Origin of the sequence: Brevibacillus brevis (assembly GCF_001039275.2) — a bacterium.
GTDB classification, from domain to species: domain Bacteria; phylum Bacillota; class Bacilli; order Brevibacillales; family Brevibacillaceae; genus Brevibacillus; species Brevibacillus brevis_C.
In genome coordinates, this window is record NZ_CP030117.1 from 4,713,757 (window position 1) to 4,740,451 (window position 26,695).

The 26,695-nt window shown below is 45.2% G+C and carries 26 protein-coding genes and 1 pseudogene; 4 read left to right on the forward strand and 23 right to left on the reverse strand.

Features of this window, described 5'->3' with window-relative positions:
* Window positions 1-83 precede the first annotated feature (83 nt).
* A complete protein-coding gene (locus tag AB432_RS22805; protein ID WP_048034221.1) occupies window positions 84-1,034 on the reverse strand; it encodes a DMT family transporter in 951 nt (316 codons plus the stop codon).
* 135 nt (window positions 1,035-1,169) lie between these two features.
* Here AB432_RS22805 and AB432_RS22810 point away from each other — a divergent pair, with 135 nt between their 5' ends.
* The gene (locus AB432_RS22810) at window positions 1,170-2,519 is read left to right on the forward strand and encodes an aminotransferase-like domain-containing protein (RefSeq protein WP_048035926.1); all 1,350 of its coding nucleotides are present in this window, start codon (window positions 1,170-1,172) and stop codon (window positions 2,517-2,519) included.
* A gap of 401 nt (window positions 2,520-2,920) precedes the next feature.
* A complete protein-coding gene (locus AB432_RS22815) occupies window positions 2,921-3,544 on the forward strand; it encodes a YqaA family protein (RefSeq protein ID WP_048034222.1) in 624 nt (207 codons plus the stop codon).
* A 55-nt stretch (window positions 3,545-3,599) separates the two neighbouring features.
* Here AB432_RS22815 and AB432_RS22820 read toward each other — a convergent pair whose 3' ends face one another.
* The 5 genes from AB432_RS22820 to rbsK all read right to left on the reverse strand — a co-directional run bounded on the left by AB432_RS22820 (window position 3,600) and on the right by rbsK (window position 9,094).
* Complete coding sequence (locus AB432_RS22820) at window positions 3,600-5,738, reverse strand: ATP-dependent Clp protease ATP-binding subunit (RefSeq protein WP_048034223.1); 2,139 nt, start codon at window positions 5,736-5,738, stop codon at window positions 3,600-3,602.
* A 132-nt stretch (window positions 5,739-5,870) separates the two neighbouring features.
* Entirely contained in the window at window positions 5,871-7,010 is a 1,140-nt protein-coding gene (locus AB432_RS22825) for an MFS transporter (RefSeq protein ID WP_048034224.1), read from the reverse strand.
* 64 nt (window positions 7,011-7,074) lie between these two features.
* Window positions 7,075-7,671, reverse strand: a complete 597-nt coding sequence (locus AB432_RS22830; RefSeq protein ID WP_048034225.1) for a TetR/AcrR family transcriptional regulator — start codon at window positions 7,669-7,671, stop codon at window positions 7,075-7,077.
* 148 nt (window positions 7,672-7,819) lie between these two features.
* Window positions 7,820-8,182 (reverse strand): cupin domain-containing protein, encoded by a 363-nt coding sequence (locus tag AB432_RS22835; protein ID WP_201265900.1) that lies wholly within the window; start codon window positions 8,180-8,182, stop codon window positions 7,820-7,822.
* 9 nt (window positions 8,183-8,191) lie between these two features.
* Window positions 8,192-9,094, reverse strand: coding sequence for a ribokinase (gene rbsK, locus AB432_RS22840; RefSeq protein ID WP_048035927.1), 903 nt, complete (start codon window positions 9,092-9,094; stop codon window positions 8,192-8,194).
* A gap of 167 nt (window positions 9,095-9,261) precedes the next feature.
* On the opposite strand from rbsK, the gene nfi reads away from it, so the two are divergent.
* On the forward strand, window positions 9,262-9,948 hold the full coding sequence (gene nfi, locus AB432_RS22845) for a deoxyribonuclease V (RefSeq protein WP_048034227.1): 687 nt from the start codon (window positions 9,262-9,264) through the stop codon (window positions 9,946-9,948).
* Here the strand turns inward: nfi and AB432_RS22850 are convergent.
* From AB432_RS22850 to AB432_RS31350, 7 genes and pseudogenes are all read right to left on the reverse strand, one after another.
* Window positions 9,945-10,583: an immunity protein Imm33 domain-containing protein gene (locus AB432_RS22850; RefSeq protein ID WP_048034228.1), complete on the reverse strand. Its 639-nt coding sequence runs from the start codon at window positions 10,581-10,583 to the stop codon at window positions 9,945-9,947. The two genes, nfi and AB432_RS22850, sit on opposite strands and share 4 nt — an antisense overlap.
* Window positions 10,584-10,727: 144 nt before the next feature.
* Window positions 10,728-11,489, reverse strand: coding sequence for an alpha/beta fold hydrolase (locus tag AB432_RS22855; protein ID WP_048034229.1), 762 nt, complete (start codon window positions 11,487-11,489; stop codon window positions 10,728-10,730).
* Between the two features lie 200 nt (window positions 11,490-11,689).
* Window positions 11,690-11,965: a hypothetical protein gene (locus AB432_RS22860; RefSeq protein ID WP_048034230.1), complete on the reverse strand. Its 276-nt coding sequence runs from the start codon at window positions 11,963-11,965 to the stop codon at window positions 11,690-11,692.
* Window positions 11,966-12,004: 39 nt separating this feature from the next.
* Complete coding sequence (locus tag AB432_RS22865) at window positions 12,005-12,388, reverse strand: hypothetical protein (protein ID WP_235617531.1); 384 nt, start codon at window positions 12,386-12,388, stop codon at window positions 12,005-12,007.
* 55 nt (window positions 12,389-12,443) lie between these two features.
* Window positions 12,444-12,734, reverse strand: a complete 291-nt coding sequence (locus tag AB432_RS22870; protein ID WP_048034231.1) for a hypothetical protein — start codon at window positions 12,732-12,734, stop codon at window positions 12,444-12,446.
* A gap of 15 nt (window positions 12,735-12,749) precedes the next feature.
* Window positions 12,750-12,956: a pentapeptide repeat-containing protein gene (locus tag AB432_RS22875; protein ID WP_048034232.1), complete on the reverse strand. Its 207-nt coding sequence runs from the start codon at window positions 12,954-12,956 to the stop codon at window positions 12,750-12,752.
* 30 nt (window positions 12,957-12,986) lie between these two features.
* Window positions 12,987-13,049 (reverse strand): annotated as a pseudogene (locus AB432_RS31350) (pentapeptide repeat-containing protein); the annotation flags it as partial.
* A 299-nt stretch (window positions 13,050-13,348) separates the two neighbouring features.
* On the opposite strand from AB432_RS31350, the gene AB432_RS22880 reads away from it, so the two are divergent.
* On the forward strand, window positions 13,349-13,603 hold the full coding sequence (locus AB432_RS22880) for a hypothetical protein (RefSeq protein WP_048034233.1): 255 nt from the start codon (window positions 13,349-13,351) through the stop codon (window positions 13,601-13,603).
* A gap of 24 nt (window positions 13,604-13,627) precedes the next feature.
* On the opposite strand, the gene AB432_RS22885 is transcribed toward AB432_RS22880, so the two are convergent.
* The 10 genes from AB432_RS22885 to AB432_RS22930 all read right to left on the reverse strand — a co-directional run bounded on the left by AB432_RS22885 (window position 13,628) and on the right by AB432_RS22930 (window position 26,693).
* On the reverse strand, window positions 13,628-13,867 hold the full coding sequence (locus tag AB432_RS22885; RefSeq protein WP_048034234.1) for a DUF7660 family protein: 240 nt from the start codon (window positions 13,865-13,867) through the stop codon (window positions 13,628-13,630).
* Between the two features lie 182 nt (window positions 13,868-14,049).
* Window positions 14,050-14,745 (reverse strand): hypothetical protein, encoded by a 696-nt coding sequence (locus AB432_RS22890; RefSeq protein ID WP_048034235.1) that lies wholly within the window; start codon window positions 14,743-14,745, stop codon window positions 14,050-14,052.
* 222 nt (window positions 14,746-14,967) lie between these two features.
* On the reverse strand, window positions 14,968-15,435 hold the full coding sequence (locus AB432_RS22895; RefSeq protein ID WP_048034236.1) for a DUF6985 domain-containing protein: 468 nt from the start codon (window positions 15,433-15,435) through the stop codon (window positions 14,968-14,970).
* Window positions 15,436-15,530: 95 nt separating this feature from the next.
* On the reverse strand, window positions 15,531-15,827 hold the full coding sequence (locus AB432_RS22900; protein WP_048034237.1) for a hypothetical protein: 297 nt from the start codon (window positions 15,825-15,827) through the stop codon (window positions 15,531-15,533).
* A gap of 399 nt (window positions 15,828-16,226) precedes the next feature.
* Window positions 16,227-16,817, reverse strand: coding sequence for a CbrC family protein (locus AB432_RS22905; RefSeq protein WP_048034238.1), 591 nt, complete (start codon window positions 16,815-16,817; stop codon window positions 16,227-16,229).
* A gap of 381 nt (window positions 16,818-17,198) precedes the next feature.
* Window positions 17,199-17,675 (reverse strand): hypothetical protein, encoded by a 477-nt coding sequence (locus tag AB432_RS22910; protein ID WP_048034239.1) that lies wholly within the window; start codon window positions 17,673-17,675, stop codon window positions 17,199-17,201.
* Window positions 17,676-17,921: 246 nt separating this feature from the next.
* Complete coding sequence (locus AB432_RS22915) at window positions 17,922-18,176, reverse strand: DUF7660 family protein (RefSeq protein WP_048034240.1); 255 nt, start codon at window positions 18,174-18,176, stop codon at window positions 17,922-17,924.
* 12 nt (window positions 18,177-18,188) lie between these two features.
* Window positions 18,189-19,967 carry an RHS repeat domain-containing protein gene (locus AB432_RS31355; RefSeq protein ID WP_048034241.1) on the reverse strand — a complete coding sequence of 593 codons (1,779 nt, stop codon included), beginning with the start codon at window positions 19,965-19,967 and terminating at the stop codon, window positions 18,189-18,191.
* 231 nt (window positions 19,968-20,198) lie between these two features.
* Entirely contained in the window at window positions 20,199-20,741 is a 543-nt protein-coding gene (locus AB432_RS22925) for an imm11 family protein (RefSeq protein WP_048034242.1), read from the reverse strand.
* 15 nt (window positions 20,742-20,756) lie between these two features.
* Window positions 20,757-26,693 carry an AHH domain-containing protein gene (locus AB432_RS22930; protein WP_082195984.1) on the reverse strand — a complete coding sequence of 1,979 codons (5,937 nt, stop codon included), beginning with the start codon at window positions 26,691-26,693 and terminating at the stop codon, window positions 20,757-20,759.
* Window positions 26,694-26,695 lie beyond the last annotated feature (2 nt).

A 26,695-nucleotide genomic window follows, 5' to 3' on the forward strand; every position in this document is an offset into this window, starting at 1 on the left:
ACAGTTTCACGAACGATTCCTCCACAAAAACAAACAGAGCCAATGAATAAACATTCGCTCTGTTGCGTATCCCTTTTATTTTCTCATACAGAAGTGGATTTCGGTTGAGACGTGCGATTCTGGTTTTTGGATCTTGCCCCTAGGAAATTCGTCCCAATCACCCCGATAATAATCATCACCGCGCCAATAAGATGGTAGTATGCCAGTTGTTCCTGCAAAAAGATGACGCCTGCCACGATGGTCACCAATGTAGACAAATTGTTAAACACGCTGAGTTTGGATGCTTCCATCTTGGACAAGGCAAAGTTGGTCATAAAAGACGTCATGAGCGAGGACAGTATCCCCAAAAATACAATCGAAATGATAAACGCCGAGCTGGCGAAAGGGGCAAAATACGTCGACAAGGTTCCCTCTGCACTATGGCGAATGACTGACCAGCCATTAAAAAACAAAAATCCGAGCAACGCCACCATATACGTCATGTCTATATAATGAAAGGACTTTGTCATTTTCCTCGCCAGAACACTATACCCCGCTAAAGAAAACGCGGATAACAGGATGAGAATGGTACCGATACTACTCCCTGAGCCTGCGTTTACACCCAGCCCCTTCATTGCAAAAATGTACACGACGCCTCCTACGGATAAAAGCGTGGACAGCTTTTGCAGCCACGTAGAAGACTCTCCCAAAAAGAATGCCGCCATGATCATAGTAAAAATCGGAACGGTTGCTTGAATAATCCCTGCTTCAGAGGAAGTGGTATACACCAGTCCAAACGCCTGAAGGGTAAAGAACAGCACGGGGTACAGCATGGCGAGCGGTATAATCGTGAGCATGTCTTTTGGCTTGATGGACAGCTTGATCCACCCAAACACGATCGGAATGGATGCAGCGATAAATGCCACGGTAAAACGGTGTGCCAAAGTATCAACCGGGTTGGTTACAGCGAGTGCCATTTTCAGAAACAAAAACGACAAGCCGGTAATCCCTGCATTCAGTAATGCCGCAAGAATCGCTTTTTGTTGGTCTTTCATCGTATGTATCTCTCCTACTGGGGACTTTTTACAGACGGCCGTCTTAGGTTAATAGTAATAGGGGATTAATCGTGCTACAATGCAAAAAAGGAGTAACTGTACCGATACAAATCCGGTAGTAAGGGAATGTTTTGGATGCACAAATATTTGCAGCTTCAAAATGAACTCGAAACATTGATTGAAAGCCTCTCCTATCGAGACGGAGACCGGCTTCCCTCCATTCGGGAGCTCGCATCTCGCTACCAATGCAGCAAGAGCACTGTCATCCGCACTTTGAATGAGCTCGAAAAGCGTCACCTCATCTACTCAGTCGACCGAAGCGGTTACTACGTCGTGAAAAAACAAAAGAAGATACAACCCGCAGATACGTCCATGATCGATTTTGCGACCTCTGCTCCCGATCCTGACCTTTTTCCTTATGTCGACTTTCAACACTGCATCAATAAAGCGATTGAAACCTATAAAAACGATCTTTTCATATATGGAACTACACAAGGCTTGCCATCGCTCATTGCCGTCATCGCCAAGCTGCTTGGGAACCATCAGGTTTTTACGGACCCGGGTAATATTTTCATTACCTCCGGTGTCCAACAAGCTCTATCCTTGCTGTGCAGTCTTCCTTTTCCAAATGGCAAGGAAACGATTCTGATTGAGCAGCCCAGCTACCACCTTTTCATTGAAAGTTTGCAAGTACGCAAGCACCCTGTCGTCGGGATCAAACGCACTGCCCAAGGAATCGATTTAGAAGAGCTGGAGTCTATTTTCCGAAAGGGAGAGATCAAGTTTTTCTATACGATGCCTCGCTATCATAGTCCGCTCGGTACGACGTACAGTCGAAAGGATAAACAGCGTATTGTGGAGCTTGCCCAACAGTATGACGTCTATATCGTAGAAGACGATTACATGGCAGACCTTGAGCATGACAGCAAAGCTGATCCCCTCTTTACCTATGATCGCTTTTCTCGCACCATCTATTTAAAAAGCTATTCCAAAATTATTTTTCCCGGGCTGCGTTTGGGTGTAGCCGTTATACCTGACGCGCTTAAGGATTCCTTCAACCAGCACAAGCGACTCATGGATATCGACAGCTCCATGCTCTCTCAAGCTGCGTTGGAAATTTACCTAAAAAGCGGAATGTTCGAGCGTCACAAGCAAAAAATACGCAGTTCCTATCAACGGCGATCCAACCTGCTAATGGCGTCCTTGAACCATTTTGCGGCGAATGAAGAGAATCTGTTCAGCTTTCAGCCCTTTGCGTATCCGGGGATTCATACGCACATTGTTTTGAACGATTCCACCCCGGTCTCTGCTGTTATCAGCCAGCTCAAAAAACGCTCGATCCTTGTGGATGCTACTGACAAAAATTACTTGATGGGCTTTCCGCAAGAAAATATGTTGAAGCTGAATGTGTCCTATGCCAAGGAAGCAGTGATTGAGCAAGGGATTGAGGTGTTGATGGATGTGTTACGCCGCATGCACCGATAACCTATCCGCCTTACGTCGTAGATAAAATCCGGCGAGAGTGCGTTATTGGACAACAACGAAATCTCGATAATGGAAGTATTGGTTCCAAAATGTTGAGTAACCAGAAAACGATCTACATCGTATTATCAGATACAGAAACATGATTTCCCCCGAGGCTTCGTTGGTATTGTTTCAAAATGCATCGATTGCGGTATATCGTTATATAGTAAGTGAATCCCAATCCAAAAAAATTCGTTCCATAGTCGGCCAGTTTGAAGTAGAATCGCATCTATACACATATAATTTGTTGGGCTTACTCGGTGTGATGCTGAACATTCCAATAAAGCGTAAAAACCTGGTACGATCCGACTCGATTAAGTTGATGACTGGCAGTTAACGATAGAATGACAAAGGAGAAATAGATGTTTCAGAACATTTTAGATTTCTTAATGGAATACGGCTATTTGGGAATGTTCATCCATTCTTTTGCAGACGCAGTCATCTTTCCCGTTCCTGCCTTCTTTCTTCAAGTACCACTCAGCCTCGTTGATCCTTCGCAGGCCTTGTGGATTGCAACGGTAGGCTACATCGCTTGTCTGTTAGGGACACCCGTCGGTTATTTTATTGGTAAAGTACTAGGCAAATCCGTTCTCTACAAAATCCTCAAGAAGGAATGGATTGATTCTGCCACAGCGATGTTCCAAAAGAAAGGCGAAGTCGCGATCTTCATCGGTTCGTTTACCCCCATTCCGTTTAAAGTGTTTACAATCATGTCGGGTTGCTTGAAATTCCCGTTGTGGAAATTGATTGGGTACGCGGCAATTGGACGGGCAGTCAAATTTTACGCAGTCGGATTTTTGTTTTATTTTTACGGCAAAATGGCGGAAAATATGGTCCATAACGTTTCTCTCTATATCTTTCTCACCGTTGTGCCGCTCATCTTGGTCGGGCTATGGGTGAAGAAAATCATCGCCAAGCGCCGCCAAGTGAAAATGGAAAGCGCTGGAGTCAGCAACGGCGTCAATGAGAAAGTCATGAATAAATAAAGACGATCATAAAAAGCAAAGAAACCCCAGATCGGGGTTTCTTTTTTTACGACGGTTATCCTTTTTTCACTCGAATGACATCATCCTCAACATCAATGACCATAGCTGTCACATCGTCTTCTTCCATCACCAAATCTGCAATGCCATCCTCGACATATTGCTGAATCACGCGTCGCAATGGACGTGCCCCAAAGGAAGGGTTGTAGCCCAACTCAGCCAGCTTTTCTTTTGCGGCATCTGTCACGGTGATCTCCATTCCTTGCTCAAACAGATTGCCCCTCACATCTTGCAGCAGCAGATCGACGATTTTGACCAAATCCTGTTTTTCCAGATGGGCAAAGGAAATGATCGAGTCGAAGCGGTTCAGGAACTCCGGCTTGAAGTACGCCCCGAGAGAATCCAGCACGGTAGCAGGCTCGGGCGCTTTTGCTCCAAAGCCGACGGAGATTTTTCGCTCGCTCACACCTGCATTGCTCGTAGCAATGATGACCGTCTCTTTAAAATTCACCGTACGACCCTGACTGTCTGTCAGACGACCATCCTCCAGAATTTGCAGGAACATGTGCATCACGTCCGGGTGTGCTTTTTCGATCTCATCCAGCAGGATAATGCTGTACGGGTTGCGGCGTACGCGCTCTGTTAGCTGACCTGCTTCTTCATGACCGACGTAGCCAGGAGGAGAACCGATCAATTTGGATACCGAGTGCTTCTCCATGTACTCGCTCATATCGAGGCGGATCATGGAATCACGGGTCCCAAACAGCTCCTCTGCCAATGCTTTGGACAGCTCTGTCTTCCCTACGCCAGTCGGACCGACGAACAGGAAGGAAGCGATCGGTCTGTTTTTCGGTTTCAGACCTGCCCGACTGCGTCGAATCGCCTTCGCTACTTGAGTGACCGCCTCGGATTGACCAATGACTTTTGCTTCCAAATGTGCGGCCAGGTTTTTCATTTTCATCTGCTCATCACTTTGCAGCTTGGTAACCGGAATCCCAGTCTTTTGCTCGATCAAGGCTTGGATGTCCGTGACGTCAACCTGAACGCGTTGCTCCTTGCCTTCGATTTGATCCAGCTTCTCTAAAATACCCGCTTCCTCGTCTCTCAGACGGGCAGCTCGTTCGTATGCTTCTTGCTCCGTCGCTTCCTTTTTCTCCTGATTGATTTGTGCCAGCCGCTCATGCAGCTCTGCCGTATCAACCGCGGAGGATCTCAGATTCAAGCGAGAGCCCACTTCATCCATGAGATCAATCGCCTTGTCAGGCAAGAATCGATCCTGGATGTAACGATGGGAGTATTCCACGGAAGCACGAATGACATCATCCGAGTAAGCAACTTGGTGGAATGCTTCGTATTTCGGACGCAATCCTTTTAAAATCTCGATGGCTTGTTCTACGGTTGGTTCCTTGACCATAACTGGCTGCAGGCGGCGCTCCAGAGCAGCGTCTTTTTCAATCACGCGATACTCTTTTAACGTTGTTGCCCCAACCAGTTGCAACTCACCGCGAGCTAGCGCAGGCTTCAGAATGTTCCCTGCATCCATGGATCCCTCCGCAGAGCCTGCTCCCACCAAGAGATGAATCTCATCCACAAACAGGATGACATTTTTGCGTTTTTGCAGCTCGGCAATCACTTGCTTCATTTTTTCCTCGAACTGTCCGCGAATTCCCGTCCCTGCAACCAGAGAGGCGACATCTAAAATGTACACCTGCTTGTTTTTCAGCTTGGTCGGTACTTGCCCTTCCGTAATACGCAGGGCGAGGCCTTCCGCAATCGCCGTCTTCCCGACTCCTGGCTCTCCGATCAGAACTGGATTGTTTTTGTTACGTCGGTTCAAAATCTCAATGACACGCTCAATTTCCTGTTCGCGTCCAATCACAGGGTCAATCAGTCCTGCACGTGCCGCATCGTTTAGATTACGACCCAGGTCATCGAGGATGCCTCCACCACGCTCTGGTGCTTGTGGCTGCGGTTGGCTGGAAGATTTGCCAGCGTTCATCGAACCTTGAGCAAAGCCTTGCAGGAACTCATCCAGTCCAGAGAAGGAGGAGAACGGACTAAAGCCCATGCCCACTCCCATTTTGTTGGTCAGCTTTGTCTGGCAGTCTTTGCACAGATCGTATTTCTGTTGCTGATTTTGTAAGCGTATATGAACAGTCACAGTTGCTTCTCGTTGTTTACAGATTTCACAATGCATATTCAATCCCCCCAAAAGCGTTGTTTTGGAATTCAGAAGGTCTTCGATTTTTGATCTTTGACCTTTCCTGACCTTCGATGACTTTATTATAGTTTGACCTTCTTTGACTTTCAAGAGGGATTGTATGGTTTTTTACACTTTGCCCTTTCGCAGATAAGGAACGATCGAAAGTAACCCTATACCAGCTAAACAAGCACCTACCCACAATGGTGATACAAGCCCGTAGCCACTGCTGATCCCGATCCCACCTAAGGAAGACCCAATCGCAACACCCAATGTAATAAAGGAAGTATGCACAGTGTTTACCATCGTCCCACTGCCTGCTGTATTCATAACTCGTGCGATCATGGCCGGATTCATCGCAACACCCGTCAATCCAATCAGAACAATGGACAGCACAGCGATCCATATATTTTCGGCTCCTACGGCAAACAGAACCAATGCCGCTAAGAGTATGCTTAATCCCGTTACAAGGATTCGCATGGTAAAACGATCAGCAAGTCTGCCAATCACAATATTTCCGATCACCGTCGCGATCCCATAAAGGGCAAGCAAATACGGGATACTCGCATCCGAAAATGCCGTTACATCCGTAAGAATCGGAGTAAAATAACTAAACGCTGCGAAGGTACCGCCAATGATCAGCATACTCGTTGCATACGCGGCCCAAAGATGCGGATTATGAAAGCTGCCAAGCTCATCCGCTACGTTTATCTGGTCTTTTTGTGCAGAGGAAGGGAGCAACCATTGAATCAAGATCCCTGATAGCAATACGACAACGGCCACAGCCCAAAAGCTCATTCTCCAGCCGAAAAATTGTGCAATCACGGTTGTCAGAGGAAGTCCGATGACAGTAGCTATCATTAGGCCAGCCAAAACAATCGAAGCGGCCTTTCCCCGTGAATGAGAGGGAACCAGGCTGGCTGAAATACTGACGGAGATGCCAAACGCTGCGGATGAAGCAATACCCGTTAGGATACGCGCAAGCATCATTGACTCGTAATTCCAAGCCAATGCTCCCAACGATTGGCCAAGGAAGAAGACGGCAACCAAAGAAAGCAGCGCTTGTTTTCGGCGAATGTGCAAGAGAGTTGCTGTTAGGATGGGGCCCCCTATCACCATTGCTCCTGCATACGCTGTAATGAAATACCCGATGGAGGGGATCGTCACATCGAAATCATCGGCAAGCTCATTCATCATCCCAGCCACCATAAATTCAGAAGTCGTCATCGCAAAAATCGCTACCGCTAACAAATAAATCATCGACGGCATGAAGAAACACTCCTCGCTTATTATTGTAACACTCGGTACAAAAATCACTCAAAAAAAGAGCGCTTTACGCGCCGAAGATAGATTCCATGGTGCCATTCATGATTTGTTCAGCCAATGCCCGATTTTGTGTGGATGTATTCAACACACGGAAGCCATAGTAACTACTTAAAAATAGGCTAGCCAAATCCACAGCAGATCGTTTTTTGGCGATTTCGCCCGTTCGCAAGCCTTCTTCCATCACTTGTTCCATCGTTTGCTTCAAAAGTTCAACATGTCTGGAGACGATTTCTTCAATCTTGGGATCGTCTTTTGCCCGTTCCAATCCCGCATTGATCAGCAAACATCCCTTTGGATTCGTTGATTCAAAGTCTTCCACCAATGCCCAAGCTAAAAAGTTTTGCAACCGTTCTTTCACGGAACCCGGGCTTTCCAATAATGCCCGCTGTTCTTGAATCCCAGTATCGTGATAGTGTTCCACCACCGCTAGATAAAGGTCCTGTTTGCTGCCAAACGTATTGTACAAGCTACCTTTCCCTAGTCCAGTATCACTGCATAAATCATGCGTAGAACAACCATTGTAGCCTTTTGACCAAAACGTTTTCATGGCCACATCTACGATGGACGTGTAATCAAAATCACGAGGTCTGCCACGTTTACTCAACGGAATCCTCCTTTCGTTTCCAACTGTTATGGAAATCTTACACATTATGTACCGTTCGGTCAACAAATGAAATATCTGCAACTGTAAACCATGCCTATAGAAAAAGCCCATTTTGAAAATCATCTCTCAAAACAGGCTTGATCTTTGATTATATCCTCTCTAAATCTGTTACTGTTTTTTCGTTTACTTGATCTCCAGTATTGAGCGTCGTCTTTGGTTCAAGCAATAATACATGAACCTCTTCCTCTGCAACTGGCATATGCTCTACACCTTTTGGAACAATGAGAAATTCGCCTTCGTTTACCCAAACATCTTTATCGCGAAATTTAATAAGCAGCTTCCCTTTCACAACGAAAAACATCTCATCCTCATTTTCATGCTGATGCCAGACAAACTCACCTTTCAATTTCGCCAGCTTTACATAGGAGTCATTGATTTCGCCTGCAATTTTGGGATTCCAATACTCATGGAATAACGCAAACTTTTCAGCTACATTGACCTTCTCCATCATTCTCCCCCATTAAAAAGAGTATGCTTGTACTTCATCGAAAGTAGGCAGGGATGGTTGAGCACCGTTCCTTGTAACGACAATCGCTGCTACTTTGCTGGCAAAAGTGGCCGCTTCCGTTTCTGTCATTCCTTGTGTGATTCCAACGGCAAAAGCTGCTGTAAAGGAATCGCCTGCCGCAGTTGTATCCACTGGCTCTACGCGGAAAGCCGGGATATGGGTCGCCTCATCGGCGGTTACTAACAGAGCCCCCTTTTCCCCCAATGTCACGATGACGCGCTTTGGTCCAGCAGACAATAGCTTTTTGGCTGCTGTATGTACTTCGTCTATCGTAGATACAGGCATTCCTGTGAGAATAGAAAGCTCTGTTTCATTTGGGGTTAAGGTATGTACATGGGTTAATAGCTCACTGGATAGCTCACGTGCCGGTGCCGGATTTAAAATGACCAGTTTACCGAGTCGGGCAGCCTCTTTGACTGTATATTCCACGACGTGCATCGGGATTTCCAGTTGGAGTAATACGACGTCGCTTTCCTTTAAAATAGACAGATTGTCTGCAAGATGCTCGGTGCTGACGAGCCCATTCGCACCCGGAACGAGCACGATGTTATTTTCCCCATCATCACTTACATTGATAAAAGCCATGCCTGTCGTACCCGAGCATTTGATCCCCTCTATGTGAACGTGCGCATCCGTTAGCCCTCCCAGCATGACCCGGCCATTCTCATCTTCTCCTACCATTCCAATCATGGAGACATGTGCACCCAGGCGAGACGCGGCTACTGCCTGATTCGCTCCCTTTCCTCCCGGGATCAGCTCGAAGTGATGGCTTGCGATCGTTTCTCCTGCTTTGGGCAAATGATGTACATGGGTTACAAGATCCATATTGATGCTTCCTACTACTGCGATTTTCACGACGAACCCTCCTCGTTCCTTCCCGAACATGATCATTCGGTCGGTTACAAAATAGTGCTTTTCATCCGAGAAGTCAACGTATTTTCTCAAGATTGTTCCTAAGACTTGGATCGCAATGCTTCCATTGGTTATAATGAACAAATCTTCTATCATCCGGAGGTAAACAGATGGAGCCGATTATCCACCATCCTTGGAACATTGATGAGCAAGACGCCATCAACTTGCAGCGACAACTAGCCCAGCAAGTAAAAAAAGAAGATCAACTAGCGGACGTACGCTTTATCGCCGGAGTCGATGTCGCCTATCATGCCGAGTCCGATTTGTTAGTCGCTGGTGTCGTCATCCTCGACGCCACTTCCCTGCAAGTCGTCGAGTCTGTCGTCATTCAAGACACCGTCGAATTCCCGTATATTCCCGGATTGTTTTCTTTTCGAGAGCTGCCGCCGTTGGTGAGTGCATTCAAGGAGCTAAAAACAACCCCGCAGCTCGTCGTCTGCGATGGACAAGGAATCGCTCACCCGCGAAGATTCGGACTAGCCAGTCATTTGGGTGTCCTGTTTGACATTCCTACCATTGGCTGTGGAAAAACGAGACTGCTCGGTGAACACGAAGAACCCGCACAGGAAAGAGGTGCGTATTCCCCTTTGATCGATCAGGGTGAAATCATCGGTGGAGTCTTGCGCACACAACCGAATATCAAACCGATATTCGTCTCGATCGGACACGGAATTTCTTTGCCAACTGCATGCGCATGGATCACCAAGCTCTCTCCCAAATATCGTTTGCCCGAAACGACGCGGCAAGCGGATCAGCTCGTGAATAAAGTATTGGCGGAGTTAAATAGCGGCCGCTAATGAAGTGTCGGCCATACATTTTCATCGTGCTCGTCCAAAACTGCTTCGATCTGCTCTCCTTGGAAAACGACAATGTAGCCTCGTGGCAAAGCCAATGCTTGCAAGAGAGACGGACGTAGCTTTAGCAGTTGGTAAACGTAGTATGACTCTAGCTGGTCACTATCTACTTCACCTTCCACAGGCCCAAGATACCACCCGGAGTCACCTTTTCGAACATCTTCTGCACGCTGTAAATAGACATGGTCTTGTTCAAATGCACCTTTTGCCACCACAATTTTATCTTGGAACAAAGCAGCTTCCCCTTCTGCTCGCACGGTTTTTAAACAGTTGTTTTGCGCCATTTGCACGACCAAGGACACAGACAGGTCAGAAGTTGTTTCGGAAAAAGGATTCGTGTCGTAGTTGGGTGCGACGATCTCCATATACCCATCCCGTTCGAAAACCATAAGAATGGTCCAGCCTACCTGAATTTTCGCACCGTTCTTGATAGGACCAATCTCGCCTTCAACATCGGAGAATACGTCCAACAGAAAGTCTGCTTGCTTCACCAAAAACTCTTTGCAGGTCACGACAAACGTGCGGTTATGAATCTGTTTGGAGCGTTGGCAGAGTCGGGACTCTTTCTCATCTGACATGGACCTCTTCCTTTCTGTGTGATCGGAATTGCTGCTATCTTCAGGATATCACGAATAGAGGAAAAGCTCCGTTACACTTTTGCTACAAGGAATAGGTAATAACTGGCTGATGAATGCGTAGCAAAGCTCGGCTTGGCAGGTGGGCTACAACGTTTTTTGTTGGATTTGTTCGACACAGTCTTTGATCGTATCAATGACGACTCCGGGCTCGGTAAATTGAGGAAAATGTCCACTGTTTTTAGCGAGGATATGTTTGCTGGTGCTTGATAATGAAAGCAGTTCCAACTGATGCTCGATTCGTTTTTTGCGTACTTCTTCTGGCATCATACGATTTTCTTTTCCACCTGTAATCACATAAACAGGGATGTCGGGAAAAGAATCGATTACATGGATTTGTTCCACTGTTTTTTTGACAAAATGAACTTCATTGAATGGTTTATGGGGAGACCAGGAATCAAACATGGAGAGTATTTTGTTAATGGTTTTGACTACCTTACCTTGATATTTCTCAAGGCCGATATCTTTCGGATGGCTGGATTCTAAAAAGACAACGCCAGCTACTTCGTCGGGGTAACACCGGGCATATAAATTTGCATATAATCCCCCTAATGAATGTCCGACTAGCAAAAATGGGGGTTCAAAACCTACTAACGTTAATGCCTCCCGTAACGTTTCTACAATCGTGAGTCCGTCTTGGGGTTCTTGCGGCTTATCACTACCCGAAACACCAAGACGATTATAGGAAAAGACAGATGACGTCTCTGAAAGATCCGGTTGTATTTTCATCCAGCCTTCTATCGGTCCTGAGCCACCGTTAATGAGAACGATATTGGGTTGGCCGTTTCCGCTCCAATGATATTGGATCTTCCCTCTTGAAGTACTTACTTTCGATATCTCTATTGCCAATGTACGACACCTCACTTGTAAGGTCTGGATTTCACTGTAGTAATACGTGATGAACAAATGAGGGTTTCTATTTTTTAGGAATGATTCTTGTACGGAGGAAAAAGCACGTCAAAAAAGCAAAGCTGGTATAAAAAACAAGGCATATTCCTCCTCGGTAATTCGAGTTGGAATATGCCTGATCGACGTACTAGCATCGTCCCTTATTGCCCTTCCATGGCGAGTAAAATAAACGTGATAATGGCGATTATCGTACCAAAGACGAAGTATAAACCCAAAAGAATGGCCATTAACAACAAGGTAGCTTTTGACCAGTTTTTACGATTCAGATTCCCGTCTGAACCAAAAGCCCAGACAAATAACAAAACAATATTCGCGATCGGAATCATCATGAACAACGAGACGAGTATCCAATCTTTCATCGTCATGACCTTTTCGTTTTCCGCTACGCTTCCTTCCACATACGTTTGGTGATCCATTCTACACCCTCCATGTTTTTTGCCAATCCACCGTTCTCGCTATTGTTCAACCGCTGCTCCAATGAATGCCAAGATCAGAATCAAAAAGAAGACACTCAAGTACAAACCGATGCAAACACCTATGATCAGCAAGTTCGCTTTGGCCCAGTTCTTTCTGTTTAGATTGCCTTCACTGCCAAATGCCCAAACAAAATACATCACGAGATTGACCACGGGCACCATCATAATTAAAAAAGTAATCATCCATTCCTTGACCGACATAACCCGCTCGTTTTCAGGCACGTTCACTTGCCATTGCTGTTGATGTTGCTGCTGTTCCAATTGGAAACCTCCCTGTTCTGTCATGATAAAATGTTCTCTACCCGCAGCGTGCGAATCAACGCTTGGGCCAAAGGCTGCCACACGAGCATTCCCCAGACTCAAAATGAAAGCTCCCGAGTAGTGCCCGCCCGTTTACCGAGGTCGCGAACAAGATTTGCTAGTAGGTTTTGTCCTCGAACGGGATGATAAATTCGCTGCAAGCAACTCTGCATCCTTCCAGACTCCCCACGATATACGGCTCCAAGATACCTTGAACTTTAAAGAATTGATGTGCCTTTATCTTATCGGTATCTAATACAAGTCTCTTTACCGTTCCTTTCAAATGAACCTCGAGAACGGATATCGGCGGGAGTTGCTCGAAGGCGTTTTCCTTTTGCAGCCCCAGACCCGATGGTACGACCTTTTGAGCATTTCGACCATCATCTGCTAACAAATAATAATCGCGCATGTAATCCCGCCTCCTTTATTCCGTTTTCCACTCAATCTGCTGCCTCTGTGCTACACTCAATGCAAAGCGTTCACGGTCCTTCTCGAAAAAAACGGCATTTCGCATATTCGCTCCATGAAAATTCGCATGATACAGACGAGAATGGCGAAAATCCGCTCCTTCCAAATCAGCATATGCAAATTGGACACCGAGTAAGCCCGGTACACGATGCAGCTCGTCCACACTAACTCCTTGTCCCTCGGCATAAGAGAAGATAGCTCCGCTCAAGTCAGCATGACGAAAATCGGCATCACAAAGAAGCGAATGGCTGAAATCAGTGCGTTGAAATAGGAGGAAGAGAACCTATATGCCGTGCTCTGATCCTGCTGATCATCCATGTCCAGCTTGGCCCGCGCATTGTCCTTGTGAATGGATTCACCTTTCCAAATAAGACCATTATTTTATACACAATCTTACAATCGGTATTATTCAATGGGTCGTTAGTCCTGGATGATATGATTTTGAGGCAAGGAGAGGGGCTTTTTCGCCTCGACTATTCCTGCTATTTGCACTTTGGTTACCATTTATAAGATGATAAAGGAATTAATAGAAATCAAACAAGGGAGAGAAGCTAGGTGAACATAAAGAAAAATCAATTATATGTAGAATTGGAAATAGCGAATTGGGACAACACAGACCTTACATCCACGCTAGATGAAATGTGCTACTCTCATAAAGAGTATGAAAACGATGTAATCGAGGTACATCAAGTTGTCGATCTGGGAAAGCATAAAGGCAAGTCGAGATACTTAATTACCATCAATATTACGCGAGATTTGGATAATCTCGGGGAAGAAATTGATAACCCTTATATCGTCAAAGGCCCTTGAATTTGGTTCAAGGGCCTTTCCTATTTACTCATAACGGCTTCCTGCAATTAAAATGGTAGCAAACAAATTCCAGTCTACATCTTCAAGATCAGCTAACATATTATCACAATCTTCAATCCATGACTCCATCCCACTCAGGAACTCTTCCAGGGACATATTCGCCCACTCTTTTTTATTTTGCTGATAATCCTTAATCAAATGAGAAATGAATTGAACCATATCCTCCCTACTCTCAACCGTATCCGCTCTCTCTAGAATATCCATGCGAAACTCATCCTCCCCCTATGTCTTTATCTTCTATTTTAATATAGTTGTTCCAAAGGAATTTGACGAATTGGGGAATGAAAAAAGCCCGCTGGCGTGCAACGGACTTTCTGTCTCTTATGTGAGAGGGAACATCTGTCTAGTAACAGGATTCGGGCTGTCACTATTCTCGTAGACGTTCCTTATTGAATAATCTCGGAAATCGCTTGCTTTTGCTCCAAAATCTCGCTTTGTACCTCGATCAGTTCTTTCAACAGATCAGCAGCCTCTTGCAAGGATGTCGCTGCTTTTTCCTTGTCACCAGCCTTGAATACTTCTTTTGCTTCTTGCACTGTGTTCTTCTCATTTGTTTTCAGTTCTTTTGCTTGCTCTTTGTTCACTTTCTTTTCTGTACGGATTGGCTTCAATTGTTGGTTCATCTCTTTAAAAGACGCTTTTTTCTCTTTTACCTGAGTCAATTCTGTTTGGATATGCACCAGTTTTTCTTCGATGGCGGTATGGTTCGCGGCGATTTCAGCCTTGATGCTCGCTACCTTTTCTTTATCCTTTGCTTTCTTCGCTTCTTTCAGTTCAGCCGATAGCGCCTTGTTCTCTTCGCGGAGTGGCTTTGTCTCTGCCAGCGCGCTTTTCACAGTTTCACGTACTTCTGGCGTCACATCGCCCCAAAGAATGTCCCATGCTTGTTTGTTGGTCTGAGTTTGAGCCTTCAGTTTATCTTGGAGAGCTTTTTGCTCCACTTGCAATGCTTTTAGCGCTTGAACTTCAGGCAAGCTGCTCCACCCTGCTTCTTTTCCTTCTTTCTCCGCCGCAAAAACTCCTACCGCACTGGTTGCCAACAAGCACGCTGCGATTACAGATACGGAAAGCATTTTTTTCATGTGTGAACACTCCCTGTCTCCTATTGTTTCTTGCAAACAAATCGTACCGTATGAGCGTCAGGAATGTTCGGGATAACCTCGTGAAAAGTAAGGGGAAAGTGTGGGATTTGGGGAAAACGCAAAAGCCCAGGTAAGACCTAGGCTGATCAGGATTGTTACTCATTGGAACCTATTCGATATACCTTTCTTGGTGTAATCTAGTTCCACTTTTCATTTAAAAGGTTAAATGGCAACATCCTGGTAGCCGACTTCCGTTATTTCTTCATTTAAAATCCGAAGTCCTAGACCATTTTCTTCGTCCCAGGCGCAGTCGAAGAGTAATCCGATATCTCGCCCTTCAAAAATATCTCCATAGGGAACAACAATTTCAAGCAAAACGACCCTTTCGAGTAGTTGGTCTTGTGTTTCAATTAGGGGATAATCTTCCTGGTACTCTATATCATACCCGAGCTCATGCCGCTTTTGCATGTAGTAGTCGAGGATCGCTTGCAAAACTCTCTGTTGTATGTGCTCCCAATTTTGCATGAGTGATTGATAAGCCATGTATTGTTCTTCATCAAATTTACCGTCTTCCTCACCCTTCACCGTGAGTGTTATCTCGGTTTCTTTCCCGCAAAAATGAATGGTCATGTGCTTTGACCAAACAAGAAAGTATGAAAGTTCACCAAAAACCGGATCATTTATGATCATGACACAATCTCCTTCCCTGCTGTTTTTCCTCATCATGCTGACAATATTACTCGCTTGAGGTATAAGTAGTACTTATTATACTTTCATTATTAATCTTAATCGGTACCATCATAAGCATCTCCAAGAGACTCAAAATCCTCTTCATACCAATACCATGTTATGCCCTCACCTTTTGTCTCTATAAGTCTATTCATTAAGTCCGTATTTGGAGATACAATGTCTACACCAAAATCTTCATCTTTAAATAATTCAATTCCCCCGCAAAGTTCATAGAACTCTTTCACGTCATCTGGTAATATGTGTGGGTCTTCGATCTTAGGTAAACCTATAGATGGATGTATAATGCAATTATCAAAACCTTTTATTTTGTCGATCATTTCTTTGATATTCATTAATTACTCCCTCCATTTTAGTCTAAATCATATAATGATTTTCTAAGTTTATCTGAATAGTCTCCTTACAATAGTTTCAAAGGAAAGTTCTTCTACAATATCTCCTATTACAAGATTGAACGGTCCTCTTCAAGCAACCTTCTCATTGTTTTAAATGTTTTTTGCATACACTTTTTACCTCTCCACGGTTATTTTAATTCTGGAATCAAAAGGTACGCTCTTCATTTGATTTGCAATATTCTGTTGTAAACCAATCCATTATTGTTATGTTTCGTACTCCATTCCCCTCCATTTGCATTAGTCAACCACATTTTGTGTCGTCTTACCATTCTAGGTCGGTGAGGCTGTCCCCTATTCTACTTAATAGGTGTACATAGCTTGTAATAAATTTCCCACAAATTATGTGTGATCAATGTGAATTCTATGTTGTCCGCAGTTAATACACTGAAACAAATATATTCCTGAATCCTCACTTACTTGGTCCAAAGTATCAATTCCATAATTTTTCTTTATTGTTAATAATTCTTCATCTCGTAAATCTATCTTCATTGCTGATAGCTCACTTTTATTCACGTATCCGATAAAAGCACAAAATTCATCGCAGTGGCTTAGCCATTGTGGTTCCTGCCATGAAATGTAACCAGGGGTACGAAAGAGTAACTCCACTAGTTTATCATCCTCAAACTGTTCAACCTCATCGTATCCCATAAAATACATATACTCATTGGATTCGTCATCATAAGTCATAGACAATAACTTATCTTTATATTCTACTGCTGCCTGTAAGACACCATTATGTTGCTTAGTAGCAGTTCCTTCATAAATGCACCATGGGCAAACATTTTCGACTTCGTCTATTGAATAAAATGGTCCCATGTAGATATAATCCGTTTCTTTATTACAAATACTGCAATTTTGTACAGGTACCTTTTTGAATACTCCAATATTGTACACATTTGGTTGATACTTAAATATTGGTAGGTTATTCATATAAAATATTCCTCCGAATTAGAAGAAGCATATTTAGTATTCAATAAAGTACTAACGAGTATGAAATAGCCTTGCTAAGGTTACAACCTTAACAAGGCTATATTAACTAACTTTAACTTTTTTCCTAATCATTCATTCATAAGTATCAAGTTATCACTTTTTCTCTACCTATATAATCAAGAAATCCTCCTCAACATTTTCGTATTTTTCATCTGATAGATTCACTAAAAATTCACTAAAGGAAACAGCTATTTCTGGAAGACATTGTTCGATTAGAGAATAGGACAAATAATATCCTCATCATCTACAATCTCTATAAATCCGTCTTCGTTTGCCGACTCAATAATCTCCTCTAGTGGTTCAAATTCTTTTATCAACTTCCTACTCAATTCTGCTCCCCTCCAATTCTGTGAGCTTTGCTCGTTGTGACTCCAATAGCTGTTCCGTTTCCTGTATTTGTTCCTTTGCCCGTTGTATCATTAGTACAGCTTCTCGTTCTGTTTCTTTCAGTTCTATCTGTTGACGGGCTAACACGTTTTCGTTGTGCTGGACAGTCTTTCGCAATCCAGATGCTTCCCGTTCCAAGCTATCTATGCGGCGAAGTATTTCCAGTCTGGAATGCCCGTCCTTCTGATCTGCTAGATGGTTATAATAGTCAGCCTGTTCCAGTAGCTTGCTTATTTCTGTTGCTACTTGAGGGTCGGTACTACCAGATCGTCTTAACTCGTCCGCCTGTTGCCGTAACGCTCGTGCTTTCTGACAGTAACCTCTCACTTCCTCTACGATTGCCTGATACTCTGTTTGTGCCTGAGCAATCAAACCCAATGTTTCCTCTACTACCTGTTCACGTTTTGCCATTCGTTTCATCCTCCTTTGATTTTGAGCATGCAAAAAAAGCTCATTCCTACTCATAAAACAAGTGGGAAAGAGCTTTTAAAAGTTTATCAAGTGTTTGAATTGTTTAGTGTTTGATTTGTTGGTTGTATTGTACGATCTTATTGTTGGGAGTGTAAACAAGATTTACACAAAAAGTGTCCAAAGCTTATCTCAAATTCTTTTCCATCTCTCTTGTCATTTCTGTTTTTTTATTTCTGGAGAAAAAAATCACTCGTATCTACTTCCTACAAATAAAATTGTAGCTATTGAATTCCAATTTATATTTTCCGAAAACTCTTCCTTTGATTCTTCAATTAGTTCGTATCTATCCTCAACCCATGATGCAATTCCATTAAGGTAATCTGTAAGGTCTGTATTTGCCCACTGGCTTGGATTTTGCTCTAAATCTTCAGCTAATGCATAAATAAAACTTATGAAACCTTCCACGTCTTTTACATTTGCCAATTTATCATGAATATTCAAAGTTAAGTCCTCCTATTCGATAACTTCCTTCAAGCCCTTGCCAATTTTTAAAGCAATAGATTTGCCATCGACCCTTGTAGAAAATTTCCATGCATCCTGATAAACTTCTGCTTTAGAAGCCCACTGAACTGGAATTTTGTCTAAATCGGCAAGTCTAGCAGCCCCTAACCTTCTATGGTCGAGTGTCCATATGTTCCCCTTCCCGTCCTGCCAGACTCTTATCGGGTTTAATTCAAATATTTTAGAAGGGTTTTCTGAAAATGCCTTAGCATTATCAAGTACCGTATACTGACCAGTTTTATTACTGATAGAACTTTGCATGAATCTGATTTCTTTAGGATTAAGTGTTTTACTTCTGTTTCCAACACTTTCAATCATCCCACCAAATTCATCTGTTATTCGTTTAATGCCTAATTCACGTTCTGTATCATAATCAAACTCAAACTTTGATTTCGAAGATTTACCCGTCCCCTCTTTACACTTCATCAACCCCAACGGATCAATGAACCCAATTGGATCCCCATTCACATAAGCAAAACGGTTAAACGTCTGCCCGTCCGTCATATCCCCTTGGAGCACATCTCGATTCAGGAACCGCTTCAACCCCGGATGGTAATATCGCGCCCGCATGTAGTACAACCCATTCGGATCGGTCATGACTCCATCGCGGCCGTTGTAGCAAAACGGCTGTTTCGTCCTGCCCTCGTGTACTTCCAGTTCCCCGTACAATCCGTAGGTATAACGGTCTGTGACTCGACCATGCTCGTCGGTCAACAGGGTCGTGCTTCCGCGCGTATCCGCGTGATAGGACAAATAATCGCCTTGCGCATCCTCACGACCAATGAGGCCCAGTCCATATACATAATACGCTCTGGCGGTTCCACTTTCCTCCAGCTCCATAAGAACCTGAGTCAAATCGGCGTTTTGGTCAACCACATACCGTGTCGTCTTACCGTTCCAGGTCATGGGGGTGCGGACGTATTCTGCATCGTAGGTGTAGCGAGCTTGTCCGGCGCGAACAAGACGATTGCGGACATCGTACGCATACGTTTCTGGCTGTTGCTTACCCGGGAGCAGCAGAAGGTTGCCGTCCTCGTCATACTGAACCGGTTGACCATCTACTGTGTCCAGTCGGTTGTCCTTGGCGTACGTCATCGCCGTAGCAAGACTCGAAGCTGAATCCCCAATAGCGGTAATATTCCCGCCCTGGTCATAGGTATAGAGAATCTTTCGCCCTGCCATGGCTCCGCTCGTCAGACGCCGCAGGGCATCATAGGTATACTGCTTTTCTTCCTCTTGGATGATCTGCCCGAGCTCGTTGTACACAAACCGATATTGCTGGAGCATGACACCTTGCGCATTTTGATCCCAAAGACGCAGAAGCTGTCCGGCTGCGTCATAGTGACGCTGCTCTACCGTGCCGTTCGGTCGCTCTGTACGGATGAGGCGGTAATTTTCATCATACGTATACCTTGTAATACGACCTGCCCAGTCTGTGACCATGGTCAATTGACCTGCGAGATCGTAGGTATAGCGAACCGTCTTGCCATCTGGATAGACGAGCGTTGCTAGTCTGCCTCCCGCATCGTAGGTGTACTGTAGTGTATTCCCATACTGATCTGTGCTGGAGACGATTCGTCCCAAAAGATCGTAGGAACGGCGCTTGGTGTCTTTTCCATCTTCTTTGACACTTACCACGCGACCCTCGGCGTCGAAAGCCCTGCGAACAGTCCCCGCTTCGTCTTGCTGCTCAATGAGCTGTCCGGCTGCGTTACGTTCAGATAAAAGCAAACCACTGGCATCGTAGGAGAGGGTGGTGGTGGCATTGCCATCCGTATAGCTCGTTAGTCTGCCTTCTCCGTCGTATTGCTGCTTTTAATATTAGAAAAACACGAATTAAGTAGTCTAACTCTAATCCAGAAAAAATGCCTCGTTAAAGGTCTATGAACCTTAACAAGGCGATTGTTTCACATGATTATAAGCTAAGAATAAAGCTATATTTAATTTTTTTATGTTAATAAACTAAACCTCGATAAATTTAAATCCTTTTAAGTTATTTTCTTCTACTATTTCTTTTATTTCATCTGAGACAAAAGTTTCTGTTCCATATACACGTTCATTTAAAAAAACCTTAAAAATATTGTACCCATCAATAACTTCAGGTTTAAAAGCATATTTTTCGAAACCCACTACCAAACCCGAAGGGAGTTTTCGTAGCAAAGCACTTTCATAATCAACTGCTTGTAAAATACTTAAGACGTGAAGTACATAATACTTTCCTTCTTTATGCTGTAGTGGAAGAAACTCTACGCAACTTGATAGCTTCGATTCCAGTACTTTTTTAGCCTTCTCACTCATTACCATTGCTTTTGAGTATCCCCAAAAATGAGGCAGGTCACTCAACTCCCCTTCCTCAATCGTATAGACTTGAACTTCTCCCCAATTCTGTTGAAGTGGTGTTAAAGATTCAAATTTCCCAAAATACCTTTCCTGGTCATCTTCAAAATTAACAAGTTGAAGAGAATTATATCCTTTGACATCACTTTCAATCTTCCATATTCTCACCTAATTCTTCTCCTTTCAATTTAACGGTAAAGTACCGTTAAGTAATTTGCCTCTTATTGTATTTATAGTGTGAACTATGTCAGCCTGAGTACCACCCATTTGCTCGGTCTCTTGTAATGCTTTGGTTACATATTTAATATAGTCAGGTCCATGATTTCCAATATGCAGAGCTTCATCACCCACATATTTAGACGGTTTATTAGGTAAGAAGACTCCATTCGCTGCTGAGTTAAAATCAATACCATACCTTTTTAAAATCTGTTGAGCATCATAAGCCCTAGGGTCATTCCACGGAATAATATGATGTGCTGCATTTGGATAAGGAGGTGTTTCAACCCCAGCTGCTTTAAGTTCATTTCTTAAAATTGTTGAAGCACTGTCTGATGGATTGTGGGTACCATATACTTTTGTTTTATTGCTTACTTTAGTTGCATATCCTTGCGAAGTAAATACACTAGCTCCCTTTTCACAATCCTTCATTAATCCTAACGGATCAATATATCGTATAGGGTCCCCGTTCACATAAGCAAAGCGGTTAAACGTCTGCCCGTCCGTCATATCTCCTTGGAGCACATCTCGGTTCAGGAACCGCTTTAACCCCGGATGGTAATACCGCGCCCGCATGTAATACAACCCATTCGGGTCGGTCATGACTCCATCGCGACCGTTGTAGCAAAACGGCTGTTTTGTCCTGCCCTCGTGTACTTCCAGTTCCCCGTACAATCCGTAGGTATAACGGTCTGTGACTCGACCATGCTCGTCGGTCAAAAGGGTCGTACTGCCGCGCATATCCGCATGATAGGACAAATAATCGCCTTGCGCATCTTCACGACCAATGAGCCCCAGTCCATATACATAATACGCTTTTACGGCTCCATTTTCCTCCAGTTCCATAAGAACCTGAGTCAGGTCAGCGTTTTGGTCGACCGCGTACCGTGTCGTCTTACCGTTCCATGTCATGGAGGTACGCACGTATTCGGCATCATAGGTGTAGCGAGCTTGTCCGGCACGTACGAGACGATTGCGGGCATCATACGCATACGTTTCTGGCTGTTGCTTGCCTGGTAGTAACAGCAGATTGCCGTCCTCGTCATACTGAACCTGTTGACCATCTACGGTATCCAGTCGGTTGTCCTTGGCGTACGTCATCGCCGTAGCAAGACGCGAACCTGAATCCCCGATCGCGGTAATATTCCCGCCCTGGTCATAGGTATAGAGAATCTTTCGTCCTGCCATGGCTCCGCTCGTCAGGCGCCGCAGGGCATCATAGGTGTACTGCTTTTCTTCCTCTTGGATGATCTGTCCGAGCTCGTTGTACACAAACCGATATTGCTGGAGCATGACACCTTGCGCATTTTGATCCCAAAGACGAAGAAGCTGCCCAGCTGCGTCATAGTGACGCTGCTCTACCGTGCCGTTCGGTCGCTCTGTACGGATGAGGCGATAATTTTCATCGTAGGTGTAGCGTGTAACACGACCTGCCCAGTCTGTTACAGTGGTCAGTTGACCCATAAGATCGTAGGTATAGCAAACCCTCTTGCCATCTGGATAGGTGAGCGTTGCCAATCTACCTCCGACATCATAGGTATATTGCACAGTATACCCGTTTTGATCTGTGCTGGAGACAATTCGATCCAAAAGATCGTAGGTGCGGCGCTTGGTCTCTTTTCCATCTTCCGTGACACGGACTACTCGACCCTCAGCATCAAAAGTCCTTCGGACGGTACCAGCTTCGTCCTTCTGCTCAATGAGCTGTCCGGCTGCATCGTAGTGATAAGTTGTTTCCTGACCACGTGCATTAGTTTTGTCAGCGAGCAATCCGCGCTTGTCATACCGGTAGGTCATTCCTTCTCGAGTTGAGTTGCGTTCGGATAAAAGCATACCACTGGCATCGTAGGTGAGGGTGGTGACATTACCATTGGCATCCATATAACTAGTCAGACGGCCCTCTGCGTCGTACTGCTGCTTGTATAACGCTGTTTCGTTTTCCAGTACCTCGATCAGTCTTGCGGCTGCGTCGTAGGCGAATCTGGTTTTCTGACCAACAGCATTGGTCATACCAATGACTTGGTGAAGTTTATTAAATTGGTATTGATTTGTTCGTCCAAGTGCATCTATATGAGAGAGAACATTGCCTACTCCATCATAAATAAGGCCACTAACCTTCTGTCCGGTTGCATCATAGACAGCCTTTAATCGCCCAGCAGCATCATATTCATACCGCTGACGGTTCCCAAAAGGATCAATAACAGATGTAATTCGACCCATCGTATCTCGTTCGAGATTGGTTTTTACCCCTGATCGGTTAACTACTGCAATAACTTGCCATTCCCGGTCGTATAGATATTGAATTCGTTCTCCTAATGCGTTTGTGACTGTTTCGATCTTTCCAGTTATGGTGTAAGTTAGCTCAGTTGCTGTTCCTAACGGATAAACTTCCTTTATTCGCCTATCATGTGAATCGTAAAAAAACTTCTGAATTCTTCCAATGGGATCCGTTGTGCTTACTAGATTATCATTTGAATCAAAAGAACGCTCAATGGTTCCTCCAAATGCGTCCGTAAAACTTACCATACGCCCAGTATTATCGTAACCAACACGGATTTTTCGGCCCTCTCCATCCTGAACCGAAACAATTCGTCCATATCCATCATATTGATAGGTTGTCTTTGCACCTGAAAAATTGATATAAGTGGTTTTTTGCCCATACTCGTTATAATCGATCCGAGAGGTGCAACCATCTGGTCGGGTAATACTGATCAAACGCTCATGTTCATCATAAGCGTAAAAAGTCACTCCACTTTCCGCATCTTCTTCTGCGACCAAGAGGTCATTTTCGTTATACGTATACGTACTCGTATTGCCAAGAGGATCTACGACTTTTACCTTGTTCCCGCGATTATCATAAATATATGTGGTTGTCTCACCAGCTCCATTTGTCTCAGAAGTAGTTTGTCCCCACTCATTATAGGAGTACTTAGTAATAGTCCCATCCTTCTCAGTTTTCTCCAATAAATTACCATTATTGTCATGGATCATGACCTCGGTATTCCCATTGCCATCTGTGAAAGTTGTAACCATTTTCCCAGGTCGACTCTCGGTATCATATTGAATATAACCAGGAATACCTGCTGCATCTGTCTGACAGATTATGCGCCCTTCCTCGTCAAAGGTATTAACATAGAGTTGAGTACCGTCCAAAAATAGTTTTTCCAACTGACCGTCAGCTGTGTATCTCAAGTCACTAGTAATTCCTTTAGGATCAGTAAAGCTAGTCAAATGGCAAGAGGAATCGTATACGAAACTAAGGTACCGAGTCCCATCCGACAAGCGAGACAACAATCCTTTACTATCATACTCCAGAGAAAACGCTCGACGACTCCGCTCTTCTGTCAAGCGATTCAGCCTGCCATGCTGGTCATAGCTGAAGAGCAGCGACATTCCGGCAGCCACCGTATGGCGAAGTGCTTGTCCATTTCTGGCAAAATCGTACGTCTCTCTCGTTTCCTTGACCCACAGCGTATAGCCGTCTTGTCTTTCCCGCAGTTCGTCAAAAAAGACATCCGCATCGCTGGATCGGTATAATCCGCCCTGAACACGGGTAAAGGTATTGGCGCGGCTAGCATTCCACCAAACTGTAATTTCTTCGCGTGTCTCATCCAGGAATTCCAGGCGCATTTCATAATTGTGTGTCCATGCTTTGCCCAGTGCGCCCTCTTGCAAAAGCAGGGAGTTGTAATGCAGCTCAAACGTCCACGTCTCGGCGCCATACAGCTTGAGGGCAGGATGAACGATAAACTGCGCTCCAGTACCGCCATGGACCGGGTCTTTGATGCAGCTTTTCGGTTTTACTTTTTTGACGTTCATCTTTCTTAACTTGTCTGGTTTCTTGTGCTTCCCTTTGATTCTTTTCCGAGCCCAGGCCATTCCCGTTACGGTCGAGAAGACACCGTCCGTCGCATAATCTAATGCCTCAGATCCCGCTTCCTTGAGCACTTCTTTCACAACAGGCTTCTGCATGAACTTGCCGACCATGCTCTTCTTCAGCTTCTGCACAGCAGCAAGCTTGTCCATACTCTCCTGAATATTCCGCGCAGCAGTGACGACCTTGCCTTTCACTGCGCTTGCTGCATTGGCCGTCGCCTTGACCGCTTTTGATACACCCAGTGCTTTGTCCGCTGCCTTGACCGCTTTCGTTGCCTTGGACATCGCTTTTGTTGCCTTCACTGCTTTCGTCGTCAACTTTGCCGCAGTGACTGCCGTACCCGCACCAGGAATCGCGGCTGCAAGGGACATAGCGGCACCAGCATAATCGCCACGTGCGACGGATATCCCCGCATTGACGACGTCTGCCACTTCCCCGATGACAGGGATCATCCCGACGATATCGAGTCCAAGCTGTAAGCTATCGAGGAAGCCCCATCCAGACTTCTCCTCTTCCTGCTCCTCTTCAACGACTTCTTCCTCTTCCTCCTCCTGCGGCAAATCCTCCACAACCACAGGCGCCTTCGTCAGCCCGACCATCTCAATCTTCGGCGCTTGAAGATCCACTTCCCCGTCCAAAATCATGCTGCTGGTGCTGCACATGAGGTAAATGGCTTCCTTGGCCTTGATCTCAACCTTGGTGTCTGACGTAATCTCCATATCCTTTTCCGAGGAAAATACGATCGGATGCATGCTGTGAATCTCGATGCCGTCTTCTTCATGCAGCTTGATAAAAATATTGCCTTCCTTGCTCTCCTTGGCAGTAAGAACGAGCTCCTTGCCGCCCATCATCAGCTCTTTGCCAAAGTTGGTTCCCCAGTACTTGATGCCGGGATTGCCCGTTTTCGCGGTGCTGCCTCCACCTTTTCGCACGGAGCTGACTGCCATAGCGCCTTCTTCATCTGGCGTGGAGAAGTATAGCTTGACGGAGTCGCCCATTTGCGGCATGCAGTGAAAGCCGCTGTTGCCCTCTGCCGAGTAGACCGTGGCATACGGGAACCAGCTCGCTTCTGCCTTGGGCTGCTTCGGATCGATGTCGAGGTGGATTTTGACGGTGTCCTTCTGGATGTCGATGATCTTGCCTTCCAGAGCAGCGCCGCATATGTCATCGTTGCGAATAGGGTTTTGACGGACGCCTGCTTCGGGCATGAGTTGATAGGTGTGAATGAGAAGGGCATGGTCGATCCTCGTTGTTGAACCGGCGACGACCAGCTCTTTGCCTTGGTAGTTCACGCGGTCTCCGAGCTGGAGGACCTGTCCGCTTTCTACTTCATAGGTGAGAAAATCGTTTTCCGACATACCTGCCGCGTAGCCGTTTTCTGTCGTTTCCATAAAGGGAGACAGCCTTTTGCTGATAGTGTAGCTGGCGTCTGTCAATTGGGCGGTACGTCCCTCGGGCAAGCCGAACCAAAACTTTGGCTTATCCGCGACAGCCTCGGCGACGAGAATAGAGCCGAAGCGAGAGGCCAGTCGCTTTAAAAACTGCCAATCTGTCTCCTGATACTGGATGGCGACGGTCCCAAGCGGCGCTCCGTTCGAAGCATGGTCCAAATAATCCGAGCCAGGATAGTCCTTTGTGATTTCATCCAGCAGACTGGCATACGTCATTTGTTTATGCTGAAAAGAGCGCATCTTGCGCTGTCCGTCCATTCGCTGTGTGTGCGAGACCGCTTCCAGCTCCAAATGGTACACACCTCGAACGAAGTTCACACTGACGGAATCCACGAGTCCTTTGAACAATGTCTTCATAAGTGAACCGTTTTCCACCAAATTCAGCGCGACTGTATCCTCGCTCGTCGCCATCTCAATGTAACGGTCGCTTTTTTCCTCCGGGATGATTGCGGTGACGAACAGTCTGGCGTGCTCATTAACTTTCTTCACGATTCTGACATCTTGCAGGCTTTGGATTTCAAAGGGTGAGACCAACTGAATATTTTCGTATCCAGCCAGCTTCTCTGTCGTATTCATAC